This is a genomic window from Streptomyces sp. NBC_01351 (assembly GCF_036237315.1).
Taxonomy (GTDB): Bacteria; Actinomycetota; Actinomycetes; order Streptomycetales; family Streptomycetaceae; genus Streptomyces.
The window spans coordinates 6,496,037-6,519,476 of sequence record NZ_CP108356.1 but is presented as its reverse complement, the minus strand read 5'-3'; the positions used below and the strand labels follow the sequence as shown (position 1 = coordinate 6,519,476).

The following is a 23,440-nucleotide window of genomic DNA, read 5'->3' as shown; positions in this document are numbered from 1 at the left end:
CTGCCTACGTTATGCCGTCAGGCGATTACTTGGCCTGCTGCTGCCGCTCCACGGCCGCCTTGACCAGGCCCGCGAACAGCGGGTGCGGCCGGGTCGGGCGCGAGCGCAGCTCCGGGTGGGCCTGGGTGGCCACCAGGTAGGGGTGGACCTCGCGCGGGTACTCGACGTACTCGACGAGCTTGTTGTCCGGGGAGGTACCGGAGAAGACGATGCCCGCCTTCTTCTCCAGCTCGCCGCGGTAGGCGTTGTTGACCTCGTAGCGGTGGCGGTGGCGCTCGTCCACGTACGCCTGGTCGCCGTAGACCTCGCGCACGATGGAGCCCTCGGCGAGCTTCGCCGGGTACATGCCCAGGCGCATGGTGCCGCCCAGGTCGCCCGCGCCCTCGACGAAGGCCAGCTGCTCCTCCATCGTCGAGATGACCGGGTTGGCGGTGGAGGCGTCGAACTCGGTGGAGTTCGCGTCCTCGATGCCCGCCAGGTTCCGCGCGGCCTCGATGACCACGCACTGCAGGCCCAGGCACAGGCCGAGCAGCGGGACCTTGTTCTCGCGGGCGTAGGTGATCGCGCCGACCTTGCCGTTGACACCGCGGTCGCCGAAGCCGCCGGGCACGCAGATCGCGTCCACGTCGCCGAGCACCTCAGCGGCGCCCGCCGGGGTCTTGCAGTCGTCGGAGGTGACCCACTTGATCTGGACGCGGGCCTTGTTGGCGAAACCGCCGGCGCGCAGCGCCTCGGTCACCGACAGGTAGGCGTCGGGCAGGTCGATGTACTTGCCGACGAGCGCGACCTTGACCTCGTGGTCGGGGTTGTGGACGCGGTCCAGCAGGTCCTCCCACACCGTCCAGTCCACGTCGCGGAAGGGCAGGTCGAGCTTGCGCACGACGTACGCGTCCAGGCCCTCGGTGTGCAGCACCTTCGGGATGTCGTAGATCGACTTGGCGTCGATCGCCGCGACCACGGCCGCCTCGTCCACGTCGCACATCAGCGAGATCTTGCGCTTGATGGAGGTGGGGACGTCACGGTCGGCGCGCAGCACGATCGCGTCGGGCTGGATGCCGATGTTGCGCAGGGCCGCGACCGAGTGCTGGGTCGGCTTGGTCTTCAGCTCGCCCGAGGGGCCGATGTAGGGCAGCAGCGAGATGTGCACGACGAAGACGTTGTCGCGGCCGACCTCGTGGCGGACCTGACGGACGGTCTCCAGGAACGGCAGCGACTCGATGTCGCCGACCGTGCCGCCGACCTCGGTGATGACGACGTCGACGTCCTCGGTCGCCATGCGGCGGATCCGGTGCTTGATCTCGTTGGTGATGTGCGGGATGACCTGCACGGTGTCACCGAGGTACTCGCCGCGCCGCTCCTTGGCGATGACCGTGTTGTAGACCTGGCCGGTGGTGACGTTGGCCGAGCCGTCGAGGTCCACGTCGAGGAAACGCTCGTAGTGGCCGATGTCCAGGTCGGTCTCGGCGCCGTCGTTGGTGACGAACACCTCGCCGTGCTGGAACGGGTTCATCGTGCCCGGGTCGACGTTCAGGTACGGGTCGAGCTTCTGCATCGTGACCCGCAGGCCACGCGCCTTCAGCAGCGCACCCAGGCTGGAGGCCGTCAGGCCCTTGCCGAGGGACGAAGCGACACCCCCGGTGACGAAGATGTGCTTGGTCGTCATGGATTTGGGCGGCATCGCCAAGAGGGGGCTCCCGTGGTCGCGAGGTGAGGTGCGTCCGGCGCCGGCCACCGTCGATCCGGAAGGGTCTCAGGGGGCGCCGAAGCTGCGGTTTCGGGGCTCCTGATTCGCACAGGCAGACCACCGGTCCACGGGGTACCAGCCTATCAGCGCCGTGGCCGGTCCGCCTCCGGCCACGCGGCTCGGCCCCCTCCGGGGAGGTCGGCCGGGGTCGTATCCGCTGCTCACCCGTTTGGCGGAGCCGCATTCTGCCGCCGCTTAAGGGGATCACTAGGGTGCCGTCATATCCTGCTCGGATATCGCACACATCGCCGCCGAGCAGTCCGTCGGACGGCCTAACCGAGCCGCTATGCGGAATCATGGGCTCAACGCGGGGATCCCTGCACACAGGAGGACCGCGCAACCGCGCAATGCAAGCGCCCTTCGGGGCGGACGTGGCCGTTCGACTGGAGATGCAACGTGTCCGGGCGCATCGAGGATTACGCACTGATCGGGGACATGCAGACCGCGGCGCTGGTCTGCCGGGACGGGGCGGTGGATTGGTTGTGCCTGCCACGTTTCGACTCCCACGCCGTGTTCGCGAGCATTCTCGGCACCGAGGATCACGGTTTCTGGCGGATCGGCCCGGCCTTCCAGGCCGGCACCGAGGCGCCGCGGGCCACACGCCGGCGCTACCGCGGTGACTCGCTGGTGCTGGAGTCGGAGTGGGACACCCCGCGCGGCACGGTCCGGGTGATCGATTTCATGCCGCCCCGCGAGGACCACGCGCCCCAGCTGATCCGGATCGTCGAGGGGGTCACCGGGCGCGTCCCGATGCGCTCCGCTCTGCGCATGCGTTTCAGCTACGGGCGGGTCGTGCCCTGGGTTCACAAGGTCGACGGGCGCACGGTGGCCGTCGCCGGTCCCGACTCGGTCTGGCTGGACACCGAGGCGCAGACGTACGGCAAGGACCTCACCACGTACTCCGACTTCACCGTCCGGCCGGGCGAGCGGATGGCCTTCAGCATCAGCTGGCAGCCCTCGCACAAGGGCGCCCCGGAGGCCCCTGACGCCGAGGCGGCGCTGGAGTCGACCGCCGAGTTCTGGCGCGACTGGGTCGACCAGTGCACGTACCACGGCCCGTACCGGGAGGCGGTGGTCCGCTCCCTGATCACCCTCAAGGCCCTCACCTACGGCCCGACCGGCGGCATCGTGGCCGCGCCGACCACCTCCCTGCCGGAGGAGATCGGCGGCGTCCGCAACTGGGACTACCGCTACACCTGGCTCCGCGACGCGGCGATCACCCTCTCCTCGCTGCTGCGCACCGGCTACCGCGAGGAGGCCCGCGCCTGGCGCGAGTGGCTGCTGCGCGCGGTCGCCGGGGACCCGGAGAACCTGCAGATCATGTACGGGATCGCGGGCGAGCGGGAGCTCGGCGAGACCGAGCTGGAGTGGCTGCCGGGCTACGAGAACTCGCGCCCGGTCCGCGTCGGCAACGGCGCCGCCGGCCAGCTCCAGCTCGACGTGTACGGCGAGGTCACCGAGGCCCTGCACCTGGGCCACATGACCGGCCTGGCGCGCAGCGACTACGCCTCGCTGCTCCAGCTGAAGCTGATCCGCTACCTGGAGACCCACTGGGACCAGCCGGACGAGGGCATCTGGGAGGTGCGCGGCCCGCGCCGCCACTTCGTGCACTCGAAGGTGATGGCCTGGGTGGCCGTGGACCGCACGATCAAGCTGATCGAGAGCGGGGACGCGGACGGCCCGCTGGAGCGGTGGCGCGAGCTGCGCGACGAGATCCACCAGGACGTGTGCGAGAAGGGCTACGACAAGGAACGCAACACCTTCACCCAGTCGTACGGGTCGCAGGAGCTGGACGCCTCGCTGCTGCTGATTCCGCAGATGGGCTTCCTGCCGCCGGACGACAAGCGGGTGATCGGGACGATCGAGGCGATCCAGCGCGAGCTGTCGACGCCGGACGGTTTCATCCTGCGCTACCCGACCGCGGGCGAGGAGGCGGGCGTGGACGGCCTGGAGGGCGACGAGGGGGCCTTCCTCGCGTGCTCGTTCTGGATGGCCGACGACCTGGCGATGATCGGCCGCGTCGACGAGGCCCGGCGCCTCTTCGAGAGGCTGCTGTCGCTCCGCAACGACCTGGGGCTGCTGGCGGAGGAGTGGGACCCGCGCCTCCAGCGGCAGGTCGGGAACTTCCCGCAGGCCTTCAGCCACGTTCCACTGATCGACACGGCGCTGCGCCTGACGGCGAGCGGGGCGTACGGCGGCTAGCCGGGCCTCGTGCTCGCCGCGCCGGGGTGATCGCCCCCGCCTACCCTGGAGGGGTCCCATGCCCTCCCTCCGTGGAAGGGGGCAGCCATGGCTCCCCTCTCGAAGGCGGGCGCGGCCCTGACCGCGCTCCGCGAGGATCTGTCCGGTGACGTGTTCGCTCCGGACGATCCGGGGTACGACGAGGCCCGCAGGATCTTCAACGCGATGATCGACCGCAGGCCCGCGGTCATCGCCCAATGCGCGAGCGCGACGGACGTGGTGACGGCCGTGCGGTTCGCCCGGGATCTGGACCTGAAGATCGCGGTGCGCGGCGGCGGGCACAGCGTGGCCGGCATGTCGCTGAACGACGGCGGCCTGGTCGTGGACCTGCGCCGGATGCACGAGGTGACGGTCCATCCGGCGGCGCGGGCGGCGCACATCGCGGGCGGGGCCACGATGAGCCACCTGGACCGGGCCTGCGAGCCGTTCGGCCTGGCGACGACCGGCGGCCGCGCCTCCACCACGGGGGTCGGCGGCTTCGTGCTGGGCGGCGGCAGCGGCTGGCTGGACCGGAAGTTCGGCCTGGCGGTGGACAACCTGCTGGGCGCGGAAGTGGTCACCGCCGAGGGCGAGCTGGTCCACGCGACCGCGGAGGACCATCCGGAGCTGTTCTGGGGGCTGCACGGCGGCGGCGGGAACTTCGGCATCGCGACCTCGCTGACCCTGCGGCTGCACGAGCTGCCGGCCATGTCGATCGCGTTCCTGCTGTACCTGCCGGAGCGCGGGCCCGAGGTGGTCCGTACGTACCGGGACGTCATCGAGTCCGGGCCGCCCGAGGCGAGCGGCGCGGCCATCTATCTGACGGGCCCGCCCGAGGAGTTCGTGCCGCCGCACCTGGTGGGGCTGCTGCTGTGCGGCGCGCTGCTGACGTACGCGGGCCCCGAGGAGGAGTTGCGCCGGCTGGCCGCGCCGCTGCTGGCGATCCCGCACGAGGCGGAGATGGTCATGCCCATCCCCTACGCGGAGTTGCAGTGCATGCTCGACGATCCGCCGAACATGCGGAACTACTGGTCGGCGGAGTACCTCACGGGCGTCCCCGACGATTTCGTGGACGTGTTCTGCGCCCGCGCCGACTCGATGCCGGTGCCGACGGGCACCCAGCACCTGGTCTGGCCGCAGGGCGGCGCGGTCGCCTCCGGCCCGGCCGACTACCCGGTGTCGTACCGCGGCGCGCCCTGGGCGGTGCACCCGTTCGGGATCTGGGAGGACGAGGCCGACGACGAGCGGTGCCGGCAGTGGGTCAAGGACGTCCGCGCCGATGCCCAGCCGTGGAGCACCGGCGCGGTCTACCTCAACTTCACGGGCGACGAGGGCCCGGACCGGGTGGTCGCGGGCCTCGGCGAGGCGAACATGGCACGGCTGGCGGCGCTGAAGCGGCAGTACGACCCGGACAACGTCTTCCGCTTCAACCACAACATCCAGCCGACCTGACGGCCCGACGGCCCGACGCCTCAGCCGGTGAGGGCGGTGATCACCTCCCGGGCCGCCCGCTCGCCCTCGGTGGCGCCGCCTTCCATGAAGCCCTGGAAGTCGTAGCTGCAGTGCTCGCCGCCGATGTGGACGTTGCCCTGCGCGGTGCCCTCGTACTTGGCGTAGCGGTGCAGGTAGCCGGTGGGCCAGTACGAGTACGCGCCGAGCGCGTACGGGTTGCGGTGCCAGGCGGAGATCTGGGCCTTGCCGTTCCAGACGGCCTTGGTGCCCGGGTAGAAGGCGTCGATGCCGGTCAGCATGCGGCCGGCGAGGGTGCGCACGTACGGGTCGGCCTCGGTGGCGAAGGGGCTCGCGGGGGCGATCCCGCCGGCGAGGGTGCCGCCGCCGTACTGGAGGAGGATGCCTCCGGTGCCGGGCTGGACCTTGGTGGTGTCCCAGGTCTGCTGGACCTCGGAGTCGGTGAAGCAGTCGCCGGCGGAGACGCCGGGCCAGGGGCCGGTGCCGCGCCAGGGGCGGGCGGTGAACTGCATGTTGAGCTTGGTGCAGTAGCCCATGCGGGCGTCGCGCAGCAGGTTGCGCATGAGCGGGTCGAAGCCGGCCTGAGAAGTGTCGATGCGCTGGAGGATCGGCAGCGGCAGGCACAGGATGGTGTGGTCGGCGACGGCGGTGCGCACGGAGCCGGAGTCGTTGAAGGTGAGGGTCTGGGTACCGTCGGCGTTGGCCCGTACGGCGACCAGCTCGCGGCCCATCACGATCGAACCGGCGGGCAGGGCGGCGGCGATGGCGTTCGGGAGCCGGTCGTTGCCACCGGTGATGTGGTAGCGCTCGTTGGACAGGCCCCAGACGTTGAAGTTCCCGGGGTTCGTCTGGTAGCCCATCAGCAGGACCAGGGCGAGGGCGGACTGCTGGTCGGTTTCGGCGCCGTACTCGACGTTGTAGGCCACGTCGATGAAACGGCCGAGCTGCGAGCCGTGGCCGCCGGGGACGCGGGTCTCGATCCACTCGTAAATGGTCATGTTGTCGAGGGCGGTGCCGGTGGCGGTGGTGGTGTTCCAGGTGACTTCCCCGGCCTCCGAGAGGTCCCGGCGCAGGGACTGGTAGACGGCCTTGAAGTCCTCGTCGGCCTGGTGGCGGGGGTAGTACTCCCCGTTGAACCAGAGCACCTCCTCGGCCCCGTTGGGGCCGCCGCCGAGGAAGTCCTCGACGGGCAGGTTGAAGCGGCGGCAGAGTTCCAGGATCTTCTTGTGGCTGGTGTCGATCAGCTCGCCGCCGATCTCGGAGGTCTGTCCGTACGCCCAGTGGCCGCGCTGGGTCCACATGCGACCGCCGACGCGGCCCGGGTTGGCCTCGTAGAGGGTGCAGTTGACGCCCGCGTCCTTGAGGGTGAGGGCGGCGGTCAGGCCGGAGATGCCGGCGCCGATCACGGCGACGCGGGCGGGGGTGACGGGCTGCTTGTCCGGGGCGCTCTCGACGGCGTACGCGGACGGGGCGAGGGAGCCGGCGAGGGCGGTGCCGAGACCCAGGGCGGCGGCGCGGCCGAGGAGTTCGCGGCGGGTGGATCCGCGGACCTCGGCGGCGGGCATGTCGAGGCGGTCGGCGGCGGCGTGCTCGGCGGCGATCCGCCGCAGGGCGTGCATGAGCGGGGTACGGGCCATGGCGGTGGCGCTCCTCAGACGTTCGCGGAAGTGGAGTCGGACGAGGTCTCGCCCTGACCGGAGAGGACGGTGAGGCTCGGCTGGCCCTTGGTGTCGCCGGGGCGCTCGGCGGCGTCCTCCAGGACGATCCGGCCGATGATCTCGTAGCGCGCGGGGGCCTTCGCCTTGAGCCAGAAGCCGAGGCCGAGGCCGCCGAGGAAGACGCCGCCGACGATCCACGGGATCAGCTTGAAGAAGAGGGATCCGGCGGCGCTGCCCGCCGCGGTCTCCATGTTGAGGACCAGCAGGACCACGACGGCGATCATGCCGATGCCGCCGAGGAGCGGGGCGGTGAAGGTCTTGAACCAGTGCCGGTCCTCCGGGTGGTTCTTGCGGAAGTAGCCGATGACGGCGAAGGAGCACAACGTCTGGACGATCAGGATCGCCATCGTGCCGAGGATCGCGAGCAGTGTGTAGAGGTGCAGGTACGGGTCCTGCCCGGTGGCCCAGAAGCCGACGACGAGGGCGGTGGCGATGGCGGTCTGCACCACCGAGGCCACGTACGGGGACCCGTGCTTGGGGTGGGTGTGGCCGAGCTTCGGCGACAGGAAGCCCTCGCGGCCGATGGCGTAGAGGTAGCGGGCGGCGCACTGGTGGAAGGCCATGCCGCAGGCGAAGGAGCCGGTGAGCAGCAGCCATTGGAAGGCGTCGACGGCCCAGGCGCCGATGAAGGTCTGGGTGGGGACGAAGAAGAGGTCGAGGGGGCTGGTGGAGGCGGACAGTTCGACGGACTTGGCCATGCCGTTGCCCGCGATGGTCATCCAGGAGACGTAGATGTAGAAGAGGCCGACGCCGACGACGGAGATGAGGGTGGCCTTGGGGATGACCCGCTTCGGGTCGCGGGACTCCTCCCCGTACATGGCGGTGGACTCGAAGCCGACCCAGGACCAGAAGGCGAAGAAGAGGCCGAGTCCGGCGGAGGTTCCGGTGAAGGCGTTCGTGGGGTTGATCGGTTCGAGTGGGATCCCCTCGGGGCCGCCGCCGGCGATCAGGACGGCGGTGGCCACGGCGAACAGCACGGCGATCTCGGCGATGAGCATCACGCCGAGCGCCTTGGCGGTCAGGTTGATGTCGAAGTGCGCGAGGGCCGCCGTGACGGCCAGCATGCCGGCCGCGTAGACGATCCACGGCAGGTCGATGCCGAGCTGGTCCTTGACGGTGGTCTTCGTGAAGTAGGAGAACACCCCGACGATCGAGGCCTCGAAGACGATGTAGGCGAGGACGGCGAGCATGCCGGAGGCCATGCCGGCGATCCGGCCGAGGCCGTGCGAGATGTATCCGTAGAAGGCTCCGGCGGCGGTGATCCGCTTCGCCATGGCCACGTAGCCGACCGCGAAGACCGTCAGCACGACGGTGGCGAAGAGGTAGCCGGCCGGGGCTCCGGTGCCGTTGCCGAAGCCGACGGCGATGGGGAGGTTGCCCGTCATCGCCGTGATCGGGGCGGCGGTGGCGACGGCCATGAAGACGACGCCGACCAGCCCGACCGAGTTGGCCTTGAGTCGCTGCACCTGCGGGGCCGCGGGTGTCTCGGGTGACCCGCTGGTCGTGCCTATGCTCATGGCGTCCTCTTCCTGTGAATGGGTGGCCGCCACTCTCGCCCCGCGTGACGCAGACCACAATCGGCATGTGGTCCGATAATCTCCTTGCAGGGGAGACGAGTTGTCGGTCCGGATGGGGCAGAGCGCGGCATTTGTAACCCCTAGGTGATGTCGTTGGAACAACCAGGCCGGTACCGTCCCGCCATATGGACGACCAGGGCGGGATCACAGTTCAGCGGGCACTTGAGCTGCCGGGGCTGCGCAGCGGGCTGCCGGAGGTGGTGGCCTGCGCCGACCGCCTGGGACGCACCGTCCGCTGGGTGCACGCCGGCGAGGTCCCGAACATCGCCTCCCTCCTCAAGGGCGGCGAACTGCTGCTGACCACCGGCCTCGGGCTCGGCACCCGGCCCGCCGAACAGCGCGCCTTCGTACGCCGCCTCGCCGACCGGGGCATCGCCGCACTGGTGGTCGAGCTGGGCCCGCGCTTCACGCGCCTCCCGGCGACCCTCGTGGAAACGGCCCGCACGGCCGGCCTCCCGCTCGTCCAGCTCCACCGGGAAGTGCCCTTCGTGGCGGTGACGGAGGAGATCCACACCGAGATCGTCAACCACCACTACGCCCTGCTCCAGCGCGCCGAGGAGGTCCACCGGCGATGTACGGAGGCCCTGTTGGGCGGCGGAGGCATCCCGCAGGTGCTGCGGATCCTGGCCGACTTCACGGGCAACCCGGTCTTCCTGGAGACCCCCGACGGCCAACTGCTGTACGCGGCCGGCAGCTCGGCGGCGGACGCGGGCGCGGACCCGCTCCAGGTGTGGGAGGGGCTGCGGGGCCAGCGCGAGGCAGAGCCTTCCGCGAACACCGTGGTGATCGACGTACCCGGCGGGGGCCACGGCACGGGCTCGGTCCGGGCCCGGGTGGTCCTGGTCGGGGTCACCACCCCGCTGATGCCGGTGCACCGGATGGCGGCGGAGCGCACGGCGGGCGTCCTGGCCGTGGTCCTCATGCAGGCCCGGCAGGAGGACGAGCTGGCGGCGCGCGGCCGGGGCGACTTCTTGACGGACCTCGCGGAAGGCCGCATCAGCGCCGACGACGCCCCGTCACAGGCCCGCGTGCTCGGCTTCAAACCGGGCGCCGGGCCGCTGCTCCCGGTCGTCATGCGGCTGGGCTCAGACCTCGGCCCGTCCGGCAACTGGGCGGTACTGGCCCGTGCGGTCCTCGAGGAGCTGGCCTCGGTCGGGGTACCGGTGCTGCTGGGCGTGCGGCCGGTGGAAGGCCGTGTCCCCCTCCTGGTGTCCCTCCGTTCGGAGTCGGAGCGCACGGCGGTGGCGGACCGGGTCGCGGCCGCGCTGCGGGCGGGCGTGGAGCGGGCCGGGCTGGAGCGCGCGGTCGCCCCGCCGGCCGTGGTCGTGGGCGTGGCGGGAGGCTGGGCCGCCGCCTCCGCGGGCCTGCGGCACGCGGCGGAGACCGCCACCGCGGCCCACGGCCTGCCGGCCCGGCCCTGGTACGACGCCCGCCGCCTGGACATCGACCTCCTGCTGTGGCGGCTGCGCGAACACCCCGACCTGGCGGCCTTCGTGGACCGCGCGATCGGCCCGCTGCGCACCCACGACACCACCTCGCGCCCGCCGCTCCTGCCCACCCTGGAGACGTACCTGGCCCATGCGGGCCGCAAGGCGGAGACGGCCCGTGAGCTCCATCTGAACCGCCAGACGCTGTACAACCGCCTGGCCCGCATCTCGGAGCTCCTGGGCACGGACCTGGACGACCCCGAAACGGTCCTCTCCCTCAGCCTCGCCCTCCGCGCCCGCCGCCACGTTCCTTCGCCTTCCTGACGCGCCGCTCGCACGGCTCGGCGCCGGGGGCGCCACCCCTCCGGCTTCGCGCCGCTGCGTCGGACTCCGTCCGCCGATGGCCGGGCGGCGGTTACGCCACTCCCGCCGGGTGCGGGGGCGGGGCGCCCCGCGGGGCCTGTCCCCTACCCGCCCTTCCACCGTTCCTCCCCCAGCTACCGCTGGGAGGTGCCCCCAGGGGCTCCGCCCCAGACCCCGCGCCTCAAACGGGGCTGGAATGATCCTGGAGGGGACACTGCGGCCCGCCCGGGCTCGGGGTGCGCCACGCGCACGTGCAGGGCTATGCCGGCCAAATCCAGCCTCGCCGGCGTCTGAGGCGTGGGGGTCCCCCCGGACGGAGTCTGGGGGAGGGTCCGGGGCGGAGCCCCGATCTTTGAGCCGCACCGGGCAGACTGCACCAGCCCCATTCAGCCCCTCCGGCGCTTGAGGAGCGGGGGTTCGGGGGCGGCGCCCCGACAACGGCGCGGCACCGGCCTGACCCGCCTGCACAGCGCAGCGCTACCGTCGGGCCCGTTCCATCAGCTCGTCGTACACCGACAGGACCTGCGCGACCGTGTCGTCCTCCGACGGCCACGTCCCTGCCTGCGCCAGCCCCGCCGCCGCCACCGCCGCCCGCCGCTCGGGATCCGCCAGCAGCCCGGACACCGCCTCGGCCAGTGCCCCCGCGTCCCCGGACGGGACCAGCACCGCCCCCTCCCCCACCAGCTCCGGCACTCCCCCGACCGACGTGGCCACCAGGGCCACCCCGGCCCGCAGCGCCTCCTGCGCCAGCAGGGCCCGCGCCTCCCACCGGCTCGGCAGCACCGCCACGTCGGCCGCCGACAGCAGCCGCGCGGCGTCCCCGCGCCGCCCCAGCAGCCGCACCGGCAGGGCCTCCGCCTCGATCCGCCGGGTGAGTTCGCCCCGTAGCGGCCCCTCCCCCGCGATGACCAGCAGCGGTGTCGGGTCCAGCGAACGCCATTCCCGCGCCGCGTCGAGCAGTACGGAGTACCCGCGGTGCGGCACCAGACTCCCGACCGCGATCAGCAACGGCCGCTCCACCGCCCCGAGTTCCGCCCGCGCCTTGCCCGGTACGGCAACCGGCTCGGCGGCAGCCACCGCGACCGGCGACAGCCTCGCGTCCCGCGCGCCCCGCAGCCGGGCGAGGTCCACCTGGTCGGAGGAAGCGCCCAGCACCACCGCCGCGGCCCGCGCCACGTGCCGTTCCAGCACCCGGCTCAGCCTCCCGAGCGCCCCGTCGGCGGCCGGGCCGTCCCCGTGCCAGCTCACCACCAGCGGCACCCGGCGCCCCCGCAGGGCCACCAGCGCCCGCGCCCCGGCCCGTACGCCGTGCGCGTGCACCACGTCCGCCCCCGCGCACGCGGCCCGCAGCGCGCTCACCGCGTCGGGGGCGAACTGCGCGCCCGCGCCCGTGAAGTCGTACTCCCCCTCCGTCCGCACGGGCCCGCACACCGTGACCCGCACCCCGCGCGCGGCGAGCCCGGTCGCGAGGGACCGTACGTGCGCGCTGCTGCCCGTGCCGGCGGCGCCGCCGAGCACCTGGACGGTACGCAGCGGCGGCCGCCCGTAGGGCTGTGCCGGGGCGGAGGCGGAAACCGGGGAGCTGCTCACGGGCCGAAGCTCCAGGGTGAGGGGAGTCAGAGACGTCGCCCAGGATGCCAGTCCGCACGCGCGTTCCGGGACCATACGGGTGCGGATCCCGTACGAGATACCGCCGGACACCCCCCAGCCTCACCCACACGGGCTAGCACGGTGTAACCCCGGCCCCTGCGAACGCGCTGCCGGAAGCGACCGGGACCACGCCCGCCACCAACCGCCGCCGCGCCGGACAGGCGCCCGGCACCCGGCACGCCGAAGGCCCGGCGCGCCGCGCGCACCGGGCCCTGGAGCACCGTCCCGCCCCCGCGCGGGAGCGCCTACGCGTCCGCGCGCGCCGCCGCCAGGAGCTCCTCGGCGTGCGCCCGCGCCGAGGCCGAGTCCTCGTGACCGGCCAGCATCCGCGACAGCTCCCGGATCCGGTCCTCGCCCTCCAGCACCGTGACCCCGCTCCTCGTCACGGACCCGTCGTTGGTCTTCTCCACCAGCAACTGCCGGTCCGCGAAGGCCGCCACCTGCGGCAGGTGCGTGACGACCACGACCTGCGCCGACTTGGCCAGCTTCGCGAGCCGCCGGCCGACCTCGACCGCCGCCTTGCCGCCGACTCCCGCGTCCACCTCGTCGAAGAGGTACGTCGGCACCGGGTCGGAGCCCGCGAAGACGACCTCCACGGCCAGCATCACCCGGGACAGCTCACCGCCCGAGGCACCCTTGGCGATCGGTCGCGGCTGGGCCCCGGGGTGCGGGGCCAGCAGCAGTTCGACCTCGTCGGTGCCGGAGGGCCCGTACCCGACCGGGCGGCCGTCGACCTCCACGCCTTCGGGGTCCTCGACCTGCCGGATGTCGATGGTCACCCGCGCGTGCGGCATCGCCAGCGACGCCAGCTCCTCCGTCACGGCGGAGGCGAAACGCGTGGCCGCCTCCACCCGGGCGTCCGTCAACGCCTGTGCCAGCTGCGAGAGTTCGGAGCGCAGCCCGTCCCGCTCGGCGGTCAGCTCCGTGATCCGCTCGTCGTCGCCGTCCAGTTCCAGCAGCCGCGTCGCGCCCCGTTCGGCCCACTCCAGTACGCCGTCCACGGTGCCCGTGGTGCCGTACTTGCGGGTCAGCTGGGTCAGCGCCGCCCGGCGCTCCTCCACCGCGGCCAGCCGCAGCGGATCGGCGTCCAGATCGTCCGCGTAGCCCGCCAGTTCCCCGGCCACGTCCGCGAGCAGGATGCCCAGCTCCCCGATCCGCTCGGCGAGCGCGCCGAGCGCCGGGTCGTGGGAGCGTACGGATTCCAGCGCGCGGTGGGCCCCCGCGACGAGCGTGTTCGCGTCGATGTCCTCCGAGTCCTCGGGGTTGCCCGCGAGCGCGGCGTGCGCGAGCTGCGCCGCCGACGCCAGCGATTCGGCGTGGCCGAGCCGCTCCGCCTCCGCCGCCAGCTCCGCGTCCTCGCCGGCCACCGGCTCCACGGCCGCGATCTCGTCCAGCCCGAAGCGCAGCAGATCCGCCTCCTGGGCGCGTTCCCGGGCCCGGGTGGTGATCTCCTCCAGCTCGACGGCGACCGCACGCATCCGCCGGTAGGCGGCCCCGTACTTCTCCAGCGGGACGGCTACCGCGTCACCCGCGTACCGGTCGAGGGCCTGGCGCTGCCTGGCGGGCCGCAGCAGCCCCTGCTGGTCGGTCTGCCCGTGTACGGCGACCAGGTCGTCGGCGAGCTCGCCGAGCAGCCCCACGGGCACGGAGCGGCCGCCGACGTGGGCGCGCGAGCGCCCCTCGGCGGACACGGTCCGGCTGATCAGGAGGGCGCCGTCGTCGAGCTCGGCTCCGGCTTCCTCGGCGCGTACGGCGGCGGGTGCGTCCGGGCGCATGACGATGCGGCCCTCGACCACCGCGGCCTTGGCGCCGATCCGTACGAGGGCCGGATCGGCGCGACCGCCGAGCAGCAGCCCGAGGCTGGTGACGACCATCGTCTTGCCCGCACCGGTCTCGCCGGTCACCGCGGTGAAACCGGGCGACAGCTCGACCACCGCGTCGTCGATGACCCCGAGCGACCGTATCCGCATCTCCTCAAGCACGGGACGACGATACCGAGGTTTCACGGGTGCCATGTGACGTCACCCGCCCCAAGTTCTCCGAACGGATGTGCTATTAGCGACACGGTGCCTCGTCCGTCAGTGAGGCGCCCCACGCCAGCCCGACACCGGCAGCGCGAACTTCGCGACGAGCCGGTCCGTGAACGAGGCGTGGTGCAGCCGGGCGAGCCGCACCGGTACCGCCCCCCGCCGGACCTCGACCCGGGCCCCGGCGGGCAGCTCCAGCATGCGCCGCCCGTCGCACCACAGCACCCCGTGCGGGGTGCCGGTCTGCACCTCCACCGCCAGCACCGAGTCCGGCGAGGTCACCAACGGCTTCGCGAACAGCGCGTGCGCGCTGATCGGCACCATCAGCAGCGCCTCAACCTCCGGCCAGACCACCGGCCCGCCCGCGGAGAAGGCGTACGCCGTCGAGCCCGTCGGAGTCGCGCAGACGATCCCGTCACAGCCGAAGCCGGACACCGGGCGCCCGTCGATCTCCAGGACCACCTCCAGCATCCGCTCCGGCGACACCTTCTGGACCGCGGCCTCGTTCAGCGCCCAGTCCCGGTGGACCACGTCGCCGTTCGTCCGCACGATCACGTCGAGGGTCATCCGCTCCTCGACCTCGTAGTCCCGGGTCACCACCCGGTCCACGACCTTGTCCAGGTCGTCGCGCTCGGCCTCGGCGAGGAACCCGACGCGGCCCAGGTTGACGCCCAGCATGGGCACCCCCGAAGCCCGCGCGAACTCGGCGCCGCGCAGCAGCGTCCCGTCCCCGCCCAGCACGATCAGCAGCTCACACCCGTCGAGCACGCCCGGGGTGGACTCCGTCACGAGCTCCACCTCGGGCGGCAGCGGCAGGTCCGCCGCCTCGTGCGCGAAGACCCGTACGCCCAGCCCGCAGCGCAGCAGGCCCTTCACCACCAGCTCGGCGCTGCGGATGGCCGCGGGCCGCCCGGTGTGCGCGAGCAGAAAAACGGTCCGTTCCCCCGATGAACCCGATGAACCCGATGAATCTGTCACTGCGGCCCCTCCGCCACTGCACGGTCAACATCCGCCGGGTCGAGTGCCGGTGCCCCCGCCCGCAGCCACAGAAAGTACTCGACGTTGCCCGACGGACCGGGCAACGGACTCGCGGTCACCCCGAGAACACCCAGCCCCAGCTTCCAGGCCTGCGCCGCCACGTCGCGTACCGCCTCGGCCCGCAGCTCCGCGCTGCGCACCACCCCACCGCTGCCCAGCCGTTCCTTGCCGACCTCGAACTGCGGCTTGACCATCAGCACCAGGTCCGCGTCCGGCGCGCAGCACCGTACGAGCGCGGGCAGCACCAACCCGATCGAGATGAAGGACAGGTCGCCGACGACCAGGTCCGCCGGAACCCCGTCGATCAGTTCCACCGTCAGTTCACGGACGTTCGTCCGATCCTTGACCGTGACCCGATCATCGCTCTGCAGCGACCAGGCGAGCTGCCCGTAGCCGACGTCGACGGCCACGACATGGTCCACGCCGGCCCGCAGCAGCACATCGGTGAACCCTCCGGTCGACGCCCCGGCGTCGAGCGCCCGGCGCCCCTCCACACGCAGCCCCTGCGGCTGGAACGCCGCCAGCGCCCCCGCGAGCTTGTGGCCGCCGCGCGACACGTAGTCGGGGTCGCTGTCGTCCTTCAGCACCACCAGGGCCGCGCTGGTCTCCACCTGCGTGGCCGCCTTGGTCGCGGTGGTACCGCCCACGGTCACCCGGCCCGCGGCGATCAGCTGCGCGGCGTGCTCGCGCGAGCGGGCCATGCTGCGGCGTACCAGTTCGGCGTCCAGGCGGCGGCGTGCCACTCCTGCCACGTTCGGTTCAGCTCCTGTTTTCGTAAGGTCCGGGGACGGGCGGTGCGTCCAGCGCGTCCAGCGCCTCGCGCAGTCCCCTGTGCACATCCTCGTACACCTCGACGTGTCCGTCCGCCGCGAGGTGGTCGGCGTCCGCCAGCCGCGCGAGCCGCGCGTCCACACCGTCGTGCCCGGTGGGCGTCCGTACGACCCCCAGCGGCGCGGCCCGGACCACGTCGACTTCCTCGGCTTCGTCGACTCCCTCGGCTTCGTCGTTCATGCCCCGACGCTACCCCGAAGCGCCCCACGACCACGCACGGCTCTGCGGTACCGTCGTGATCACGATGGCTACGATCGATGAGTGCCGAGCCGCACTCGACCAACTCTCAGACAACCTCGCCGGAGCGGACGGCGGCGTCCGCGGCGCGGCCGCCCTCGACCGCTCCCTGAGCTGCCACATCACGGACCTCGACCGGACCTTCACGGGCCGCCTCGAAGCCGGCCGCATCCGCGTGGACGCGGTCTCCCCCGGGCCACCCGCCACGAAGGCCGAGATCCGCCTTGCCATGACCGGCGACGACCTGGTCGCCCTGGTCGCGGGCAACCTCAAATTCGCCAAGGCCTGGACCTCGGGCCGAGTAAAAATGGAAGCCGGCTTCCGCGACCTCCTCCGCCTGAAGAGCCTGCTGTAATCCAGCCTCGCTGCGCCCCTCACCCCCGCCGGGGCAATTCCAGCCTCGCTGCGCCCCTCAGCACCGCCGGGGGCAAATCCAGCCCCGCCGGCGTTTGAGGCGCGGGGCCTGGGGCGGAGCCCCAGCAGCGGCGGCGCACCCGGTACTACACCGCGCCCCGCACGCGCGCAGCCCTGGCCGCCGGCACGACCAACGGCGTCCCGGTCTCCGGATCGGAGATCACCTGGCAGCGCAGCCCGAACACCCGCTCCACCAACTCCGCCGTGACCACGTCGGCCGGCGCCCCCTCGGCCACGACCTTCCCGTCCCGCATCGCGATCAGGTGCGTCGCGTACCGCGCCGCGTGGTTCAGGTCGTGCAGCACCGCGACCAGCGTCCGCCCCTGCTCCTCGTGCAGCTCCGCGCACAGGTCCAGCACGTCGATCTGGTGCTGGATGTCCAAGTACGTCGTCGGCTCGTCGAGCAGCAGCAGCGGCGTCTGCTGCGCCAGCGCCATCGCGATCCACACCCGCTGCCGCTGCCCGCCCGACAGCTCGTCCACGGCCCGGTCGGCCAGCTCGGCGACCCCCGTCGAGGCCATCGACTCGCGCACGATCCGCTCGTCCTCGGGCGACCACTGCCGCAGCAGTCCCTGGTGCGGGTACCGCCCGCGCGAGACGAGGTCCGCCACCGTGATGCCGTCCGGCGCGATCGAGGACTGCGGCAGCAGGCCCAGCGTCTTGGCGACCTTCTTCGCCGGCATCGAGCCGATGGCCTGCCCGTCGAGCAGCACCCGACCCGCCGTCGGCTTCAGCATCCGCGAAAGGGCCCGCAGCAGCGTGGACTTGCCGCACGCGTTCGGCCCGACGATCACGGTGAAGGAGTTGTCGGGGATCTCCACCGACAGGTTCTCGGCGATGACCCGCTGGTCATAGCCGAGGGTCACGTTCTCCGCGGTCAGCCGCTGCACTTGCGCACTCCCATTCGACTTCTTCATATACGTCCCGCCTTGCGCTCGGTGACGAGCAGCCAGAGCAGATAGACACCACCGACGAGCCCGGTCACCACGCCCACCGGAAGCTGGTCGGAGCCGAAGGCCCGCTGCGAGGCCCAGTCCGACACCAGCAGCAGCACCGAGCCCATGAGCGCGGCGGACAGCAGGTTCGCCCCCGGCGACCGGGTCAGCCTCCGTACCAACTGCGGCGCGGCCAGCGCCACGAAGCTGATCGGCCCGGCCGCCGCGCTCGCCGCGGTGGTGAGCAGGATCGCCCCGAGCATCAGCAACAGCCGCGTGCGTTCCACCCGTACCCCGAGGGCATACGCGGCGTCGTCGCCCATCTCCATCATCCGCAGGGCCCGGCCCTGCGTGAGGATCAGCGGGAAGAGCACCGCGCAGACCCCGAGCAGCGGCCACACCTGCGCCCAGTCCCGGCCGGCCAGCGAGCCGGTCAGCCAGACCATCGCACGGGTGGCCTCGACCATTTGGGCCTTCGTGATCAGGTACTGGATCACGGCGATGAGCATGGCGGAGGCGCCGATGCCGACGAGCACGAGCCGGTAGCCGTGGATGCCCCGCTTGTACGCCAGCAGGTACACGGCGATTCCGGCCAGCACTCCACCGAGCAGCGCACCGAAGGCCACCTCCGTGGCCCCGCCCTTGAACACGATGATGACGACGAGCGCACCGACCACCGACCCGTACCCGAAGCCGAGCAGGTCCGGGGAGCCCAGCGGGTTGCGGGACACCGACTGGAAGACGGCTCCGGACATCCCCAGGGCCGCGCCGACGAGCAGGGCGACCAGGACCCGGGGCAGCCGCAGGTCGTTGACGATGAAGTCGTTGGCGGGGCTGCCGTTGCCGAGCAGGGTCTGTACGACGTCCCACGGCGCGATCTGGAAGTCGCCGGTGCCTATGAGCAGCACGGACAGCGCGAACGCCGCGACGGCGAGCAGCACCCCGACGCCCAGCGCACGCCGTTCGACGCGCAGCGAGATCCCGCCGGGGAAGGTCAGCCGGCGGGCTTTGGCGGTCACGGTCACAGCTGGGCCATCCTCTTGCGCCGAACCAGGTAGATGAAGACGGGCCCGCCGATGAGGGCGGTGACGACGCCGACCTGGAGTTCGGCGGGCCGGGTGACGACACGGCCGATGACGTCGGCGCCGAGCAGCAGCACGGGCGAGAGCACCGCCGAGTAGGCGAGCACCCAGCGCATGTCGGGCCCGGTGAAGGCCCGCACCAGGTGCGGGATCATCAGCCCGATGAAGACGATGGGCCCGCAGGCCGCGGTCGCGGCGCCGCAGAGCAGGGTGATGGCGACCATGGCGGCGATCCGGGTCCGCGTCAGGTTGGCGCCGAGCGCCCGCGCGCTGTCGTCACCCAGGGCCATCGCGTTGAGCGAGCGGCCCAGCGTCAGCGCGAGCACCGCGCCGACCAGCAGGAAGGGCGCCACCTGGCGGACGGTGTCCATGTTGGCCGAGGACAGTGAACCCACCGTCCAGAAGCGCAGCTTGTCCAGCGCCTTGCTGTCCATCAGCTGCACGGCGTTGATGTAGCCGACGAGGGCCGCGCTGGCCGCCGTACCGGCGAGGGCGAGGCGCACCGGGGTGGCGCTGCGGCTGCCCCCGAGCACGTAGACGACGACGGAGACGACGGCGGCGCCGAGGAAGGCCCACCACACGAACTCGCTCAGCGAGCTCGCCCCGAAGAAGCTGATCGCGGAGACCACGGCGGCGGCCGCGCCCGCGTTGACGCCGAGGATGCCCGGTTCGGCGAGCGGGTTGCGGGTCAGCGCCTGCATCACCGCGCCGGACAGGCCGAGCCCCATCCCGACCATCAGTCCGAGTAGGGTGCGCGGGACCCGGAGGTCCCGCACCACCACGTCGGAGGGCGTGCCCGCATAGGCGAACAGGCCGTGCCAGACCTCGTCGAGGGACATCTGCTTGGCGCCCACGGCGATACTCAGTACGGCGATCAGCGCCAGCACCGCGACGGCGGCGAACAGGCCGGCGACGCGCGGGGCACGCCGCGGGCGGGCGTCGGCGGCCCGTACGGGCGCCACGCTCGGTTCGGGTTCAGGGGGACTCTCGACCAACACGCGAGTTAGGTTAGCCTACCCTCCACCTCTTACGGATCACCCGAACGGCCCCGACCCGGGCCCTAGAGACCCAGCTTGGCCAGTGCCTTCGCCGCGTCCAGCGTGCAGACCCCGTCACCGGCCTCCGTCCAGGCCGCCGCGCACAGCGCCCGCAGCCCGTCGACGGGGTCCCCGCCGTCACCGCGCAGTTCCAGCACACCGCCGTCCAGCGCGACCGCGGTCCAGCCCCCGCAGCGGAAGCCCTCCCCGGCCGGCTCCACTTCCGGCTGCCCGGTCAGCAGCCCCCGCAGGTCCCGGTCGACGTACGTGGGCCGGTGCCGGGGCTCGGCCCGCACCAGCTGTTCCGCGTCCGTCACCCCGGTCAGCACCAGCAGCGAGTCCACCTCCCCGTTGAAGGCACCCTCGATGTCGGTGTCCAGCCGGTCCCCGACCACCAGCGGCCGCTCCGCCCCGGTCCGCAGCACCGTCTCCCGGTGCATCGGGGGCAGCGGCTTGCCCGCCACCTGCGGCTCCGCGCCCGTGGCGATCCGTACGACCTCCACCGCGGCCCCGTTGCCCGGCGCGATCCCGCGCACCCCCGGAATCGTCAGGTCGGTGTTGGACGCGTACCAGGGCACCCCGCGGTTGATCGCGTACGAGGCCTCCGCGAACCGCCCCCACGCCAGGTCAGGACCCCCGTACCCCTGGACGACCGCCGCCAGCCCCTCCTCGTCCGCCGATTCCACCGGGACCAGCCCGCGCTCGCGCAGCGCGACCCGCAGCCCCTCCCCGCCGATCACCAGCACCTTCGACCCCGGCTGCACCTGCTCCGCGATCAGCCGGGCCACCGCCTGCGCCGAGGTGATCACCTCGCCCGCCTCGGTCGGAATGCCCAGCTCGCTCAGGTGCTCCGCCACCGCGTCCGGAGTGCGCAGCGCGTTGTTCGTCACGTACGCGAGGTGCATCCCGTCCGCCCGGGCGACCGCGAGGGACTCCACCGCGTGCGCGATGGCCTCCCCGCCCGCGTACACCACGCCGTCGAGGTCCAGCAGGGCGGTGTCGTAGGCCTCGTGCAGACTCCGCTCACTCGCCGCGGGACTGGTCCTGCTGTGCCGGGTCATCCGTCCGCTCCTCATGGGGGCCGCTCCCAGCGGTAGCCGGGGAGATCGATCTTGTCCGATTCCGTACTCCCCCGATCATCCCGCATGGCGAGACGCGACCTACCATGCACTAATGACCTCTTCTGGCACCGCGGACCACGGCCTGCGCCTGATCCCCTTCCACGGCCTGCGCTATGTCCCGGAACGTGTCGGCAGCCTCGCCGCCGTCACCTCGCCGCCCTACGACGTGGTCGTGCGCCCCGACGGAGTCGACCACCTCGAGTCCGCCGACCCGCACAACATCGTCCGCCTGATCCTCCCGCAGGCCGGCACCCCGGCCGCGCGCAACGAGCAGGCGGCCCGCACCCTGCACGAGTGGCTCGCCGAGGGCATCCTCAGCGCCGACCCGGAGCCCGCGCTGTACGTGTACGAGCAGCGCCGGGCCGGTCTGCTCCAGCGCGGACTCATCGGCGCCCTCGCCCTGTCCGCCGCCGAGGAGGGCATCGTCCTCCCGCACGAGGACGTCATGCCGGACGTGGTCACCGACCGGGCCGGCCTGATGCGGGCCACCGCGGCCAATCTCGAACCCCTCCTCCTCACCTACCGCGGCGACGACCCCGCCGCGGGCGCGGCAGCGGTCGTGGAGCGGGCGGCCCAACGCGTCCCCCTCCTCTCCACCACCACCGAGGACGGCTTCCAGCACCGCCTCTGGGCCATCACGGACCCGGCCGAGCTGGCCACCGTGACGACCGACCTCAGCCACCGCCAGGCCCTCATCGCCGACGGCCACCACCGCTGGGCCACGTACCTGCGCCTGCAGGAGGAGCACGGCTCCCCCACCGCGTGGGACTTCGGCCTGGTCCTCCTGGTGGACACCGTCCGCTACCCCCTCCAGGTCCGCGCCATCCACCGCATGCTGCGCCGCCTCCCGCTCCCGGACGCCCTCACCGCGCTCTCCGGCCGGTTCCGGATCCGGCAGGTCGAGGGACCGCTCCCGCTGGCCCTGGAGGCCCTCGGGGACGCCGCGGAGCGGGGCAACGCCTTCCTCCTCACCGGTGACGGCACCTTCCACCTGGTCACCGACCCGGACCTGGCCCTCCTCGACCGCACGGTCCGGCACGACCGCCCCGAGGCCTGGCGCCGGCTGGACGCCACGGTCCTGCACGCGACCCTGCTCGACGCCCTGTGGCACGTCCCGGACACCCCGGACCAGATCACGTACATCCACGACGCGGCGGCCACCGTGGAACAGGCCGAGCGCCACGGCGGCACCGCGGTACTCCTCCACCCCGTACGGGAGGAGGTCGTCCGGGACCTGGCCCGCCAGGGCGTCACCATGCCCCGCAAGTCGACCTCCTTCGGCCCGAAGCCGGCCACGGGCCTGGTCCTGCGCGGCCTCGGCTGAGCCTCTCGGCTGCTCCCACTCCGGCTGTTCCCACTCCGAACGTGCAGAAGGGCGGTACCCCGACCGGGGTACCGCCCTTCCTCACATCACCCTGCGTCAGTCCTTCTCGGAACCCTCGGCGTCGGCATCGGCCGCGGACTGCTCCAGCGGCTCGTACTCCTCGTCGTCCTCGTCGTAGTACTCGGCGACGTCGGAAGCACGCTCGGCCGCGGCGATCTCGGCCGCGTCCCCTTCATCGTCCTCGTCATCCTCGTCGTCGACGTCCAGGTCGGCGTCGTCCGGCAGGTCCACCGCGGCGTCGACGAACTCGACACCGTCGAGCTCGGCGAGGCGGTCCGAGGCATCGGTCGCCCCGTCCTTGTCGGCTTCGAGGGTCTTGCCGAACCACTCGCGTGCCTCGTCCTCACGACCGGCCGCCAGCAGGGCGTCGGCGTAGGCGTAGCGCAGGCGCGCGGTCCAGGGCTGGACGGTGTTGGAGGCGAGCTCCGGGCTCTGCAGGGTCACGATGGCGGCGTCGAGCTGCCCCTGGTCCCGCCGGGCACCGGCCGCAACCAGCCGCATCTCGACCTGGCCGGCCTTGTCCAGCTTCTGCACCTCGGGCTCACCGGCCATGGCCAGCGCCCGCTCCGGACGGCCGAGGCCGCGCTCGCAGTCGGCCATGACGGGCCACAGCTCCACGGAACCGGTCATCCGCTTGGCCGCACGGAACTCGGCCAGCGCCTCGCTGTACTTCGTCGTCGCGTACGCGGCGAAGCCGGCGGCCTCGCGCACGGCGGCGACACGGGAGGCCAGTCGCAGGGCGATGCGCGAGTACGCGTACGCCTGCTCGGGGTCCTCGTCGATCAGCCGCGCCACCATGACGAGGTTCTTCGAGACCTCTTCGGCCAGACCCTTGGGCAGGCTCAGCAGCTCCTGACGCACGTCGGCGTCGATCTCGAGGCCGGTGACGTCCTCGTCGATGGGAAGCCGCTTGACCGGGTCACGGTCGCGGTCGGCACGGTAGTCACGGTCGCCGCCACGGTCATCGCGACCACGGAAGCCACCGCGGTCACCACCGCGATCGTCACGCCCACCACGGAACCCGCCACGGTCCCCACCACGGTCGTCACGACGCGGGTAGCTGGGACGCTCGCCACCACGGTCATCACGGCGCGGGTAGGACGGGCGGTCGCCGCCACGGTCGTCACGACCGCCACGGAAGCCACCACGGTCGTCATCGCGACGC

18 protein-coding genes are annotated in these 23,440 nt (G+C 72.4%); 5 read left to right on the top strand and 13 right to left on the bottom strand.

Features of this window, described 5'->3' with window-relative positions:
* Positions 1–25 precede the first annotated feature (25 nt).
* Positions 26–1,678 (bottom strand): CTP synthase, encoded by a 1,653-nt coding sequence (locus OG625_RS30045; protein ID WP_329387248.1) that lies wholly within the window; start codon positions 1,676–1,678, stop codon positions 26–28.
* A 501-nt stretch (positions 1,679–2,179) separates the two neighbouring features.
* Here OG625_RS30045 and OG625_RS30040 point away from each other — a divergent pair.
* Positions 2,180–3,946 (top strand): glycoside hydrolase family 15 protein, encoded by a 1,767-nt coding sequence (locus OG625_RS30040; protein ID WP_329391095.1) that lies wholly within the window; start codon positions 2,180–2,182, stop codon positions 3,944–3,946.
* 87 nt (positions 3,947–4,033) lie between these two features.
* On the top strand, positions 4,034–5,416 hold the full coding sequence (locus OG625_RS30035; protein WP_329387246.1) for an FAD-binding oxidoreductase: 1,383 nt from the start codon (positions 4,034–4,036) through the stop codon (positions 5,414–5,416).
* A gap of 20 nt (positions 5,417–5,436) precedes the next feature.
* Here the strand turns inward: OG625_RS30035 and OG625_RS30030 are convergent, their stop codons facing one another.
* Together OG625_RS30030 and OG625_RS30025 are read right to left on the bottom strand one after the other, a co-directional pair.
* Complete coding sequence (locus tag OG625_RS30030) at positions 5,437–7,071, bottom strand: flavin monoamine oxidase family protein (protein ID WP_329387244.1); 1,635 nt, start codon at positions 7,069–7,071, stop codon at positions 5,437–5,439.
* Between the two features lie 14 nt (positions 7,072–7,085).
* Positions 7,086–8,669, bottom strand: a complete 1,584-nt coding sequence (locus tag OG625_RS30025; RefSeq protein WP_329387242.1) for an APC family permease — start codon at positions 8,667–8,669, stop codon at positions 7,086–7,088.
* 185 nt (positions 8,670–8,854) lie between these two features.
* Here OG625_RS30025 and OG625_RS30020 point away from each other — a divergent pair, with 185 nt between their 5' ends.
* Entirely contained in the window at positions 8,855–10,480 is a 1,626-nt protein-coding gene (locus tag OG625_RS30020; RefSeq protein ID WP_329387240.1) for a PucR family transcriptional regulator, read from the top strand.
* Between the two features lie 516 nt (positions 10,481–10,996).
* Here the strand turns inward: OG625_RS30020 and OG625_RS30015 are convergent.
* From OG625_RS30015 to OG625_RS29995, 5 genes are all read right to left on the bottom strand, one after another.
* Entirely contained in the window at positions 10,997–12,109 is a 1,113-nt protein-coding gene (locus OG625_RS30015; protein ID WP_329387238.1) for a glycosyltransferase family 4 protein, read from the bottom strand.
* Between the two features lie 305 nt (positions 12,110–12,414).
* Positions 12,415–14,139, bottom strand: coding sequence for a DNA repair protein RecN (gene recN, locus OG625_RS30010; RefSeq protein WP_329391093.1), 1,725 nt, complete (start codon positions 14,137–14,139; stop codon positions 12,415–12,417).
* A gap of 108 nt (positions 14,140–14,247) precedes the next feature.
* Positions 14,248–15,174, bottom strand: coding sequence for an NAD kinase (locus tag OG625_RS30005; protein ID WP_329387235.1), 927 nt, complete (start codon positions 15,172–15,174; stop codon positions 14,248–14,250).
* The gene (locus OG625_RS30000) at positions 15,171–15,986 is read right to left on the bottom strand and encodes a TlyA family RNA methyltransferase (protein ID WP_329387232.1); all 816 of its coding nucleotides are present in this window, start codon (positions 15,984–15,986) and stop codon (positions 15,171–15,173) included. The genes OG625_RS30005 and OG625_RS30000 overlap by 4 nt, the downstream gene beginning before the upstream one ends.
* A 7-nt stretch (positions 15,987–15,993) precedes the next feature.
* Positions 15,994–16,245, bottom strand: coding sequence for a hypothetical protein (locus tag OG625_RS29995; RefSeq protein ID WP_329387230.1), 252 nt, complete (start codon positions 16,243–16,245; stop codon positions 15,994–15,996).
* A 64-nt stretch (positions 16,246–16,309) separates the two neighbouring features.
* On the opposite strand from OG625_RS29995, the gene OG625_RS29990 reads away from it, so the two are divergent.
* Positions 16,310–16,657, top strand: coding sequence for an alkyl sulfatase C-terminal domain-containing protein (locus OG625_RS29990; protein ID WP_329387228.1), 348 nt, complete (start codon positions 16,310–16,312; stop codon positions 16,655–16,657).
* A gap of 145 nt (positions 16,658–16,802) precedes the next feature.
* Here OG625_RS29990 and OG625_RS29985 read toward each other — a convergent pair whose 3' ends face one another.
* The 4 genes from OG625_RS29985 to OG625_RS29970 all read right to left on the bottom strand — a co-directional run bounded on the left by OG625_RS29985 (position 16,803) and on the right by OG625_RS29970 (position 20,831).
* Positions 16,803–17,633 carry an ABC transporter ATP-binding protein gene (locus OG625_RS29985; RefSeq protein WP_329387226.1) on the bottom strand — a complete coding sequence of 277 codons (831 nt, stop codon included), beginning with the start codon at positions 17,631–17,633 and terminating at the stop codon, positions 16,803–16,805.
* Positions 17,630–18,676 carry a FecCD family ABC transporter permease gene (locus tag OG625_RS29980; RefSeq protein ID WP_329387223.1) on the bottom strand — a complete coding sequence of 349 codons (1,047 nt, stop codon included), beginning with the start codon at positions 18,674–18,676 and terminating at the stop codon, positions 17,630–17,632. The genes OG625_RS29985 and OG625_RS29980 overlap by 4 nt, the downstream gene beginning before the upstream one ends.
* Positions 18,673–19,731, bottom strand: a complete 1,059-nt coding sequence (locus OG625_RS29975; RefSeq protein ID WP_329387221.1) for a FecCD family ABC transporter permease — start codon at positions 19,729–19,731, stop codon at positions 18,673–18,675. Before OG625_RS29975 ends, OG625_RS29980 begins: the two co-directional genes overlap by 4 nt.
* A gap of 62 nt (positions 19,732–19,793) precedes the next feature.
* A complete protein-coding gene (locus tag OG625_RS29970) occupies positions 19,794–20,831 on the bottom strand; it encodes an HAD-IIA family hydrolase (RefSeq protein WP_329387220.1) in 1,038 nt (345 codons plus the stop codon).
* A gap of 112 nt (positions 20,832–20,943) precedes the next feature.
* Here OG625_RS29970 and OG625_RS29965 point away from each other — a divergent pair, with 112 nt between their 5' ends.
* On the top strand, positions 20,944–22,215 hold the full coding sequence (locus OG625_RS29965; protein ID WP_329387219.1) for a DUF1015 domain-containing protein: 1,272 nt from the start codon (positions 20,944–20,946) through the stop codon (positions 22,213–22,215).
* Positions 22,216–22,311: 96 nt separating this feature from the next.
* Here OG625_RS29965 and OG625_RS29960 read toward each other — a convergent pair whose 3' ends face one another.
* On the bottom strand, positions 22,312–23,136 hold the full coding sequence (locus tag OG625_RS29960; protein ID WP_329391091.1) for a tetratricopeptide repeat protein: 825 nt from the start codon (positions 23,134–23,136) through the stop codon (positions 22,312–22,314).
* Positions 23,137–23,440 lie beyond the last annotated feature (304 nt).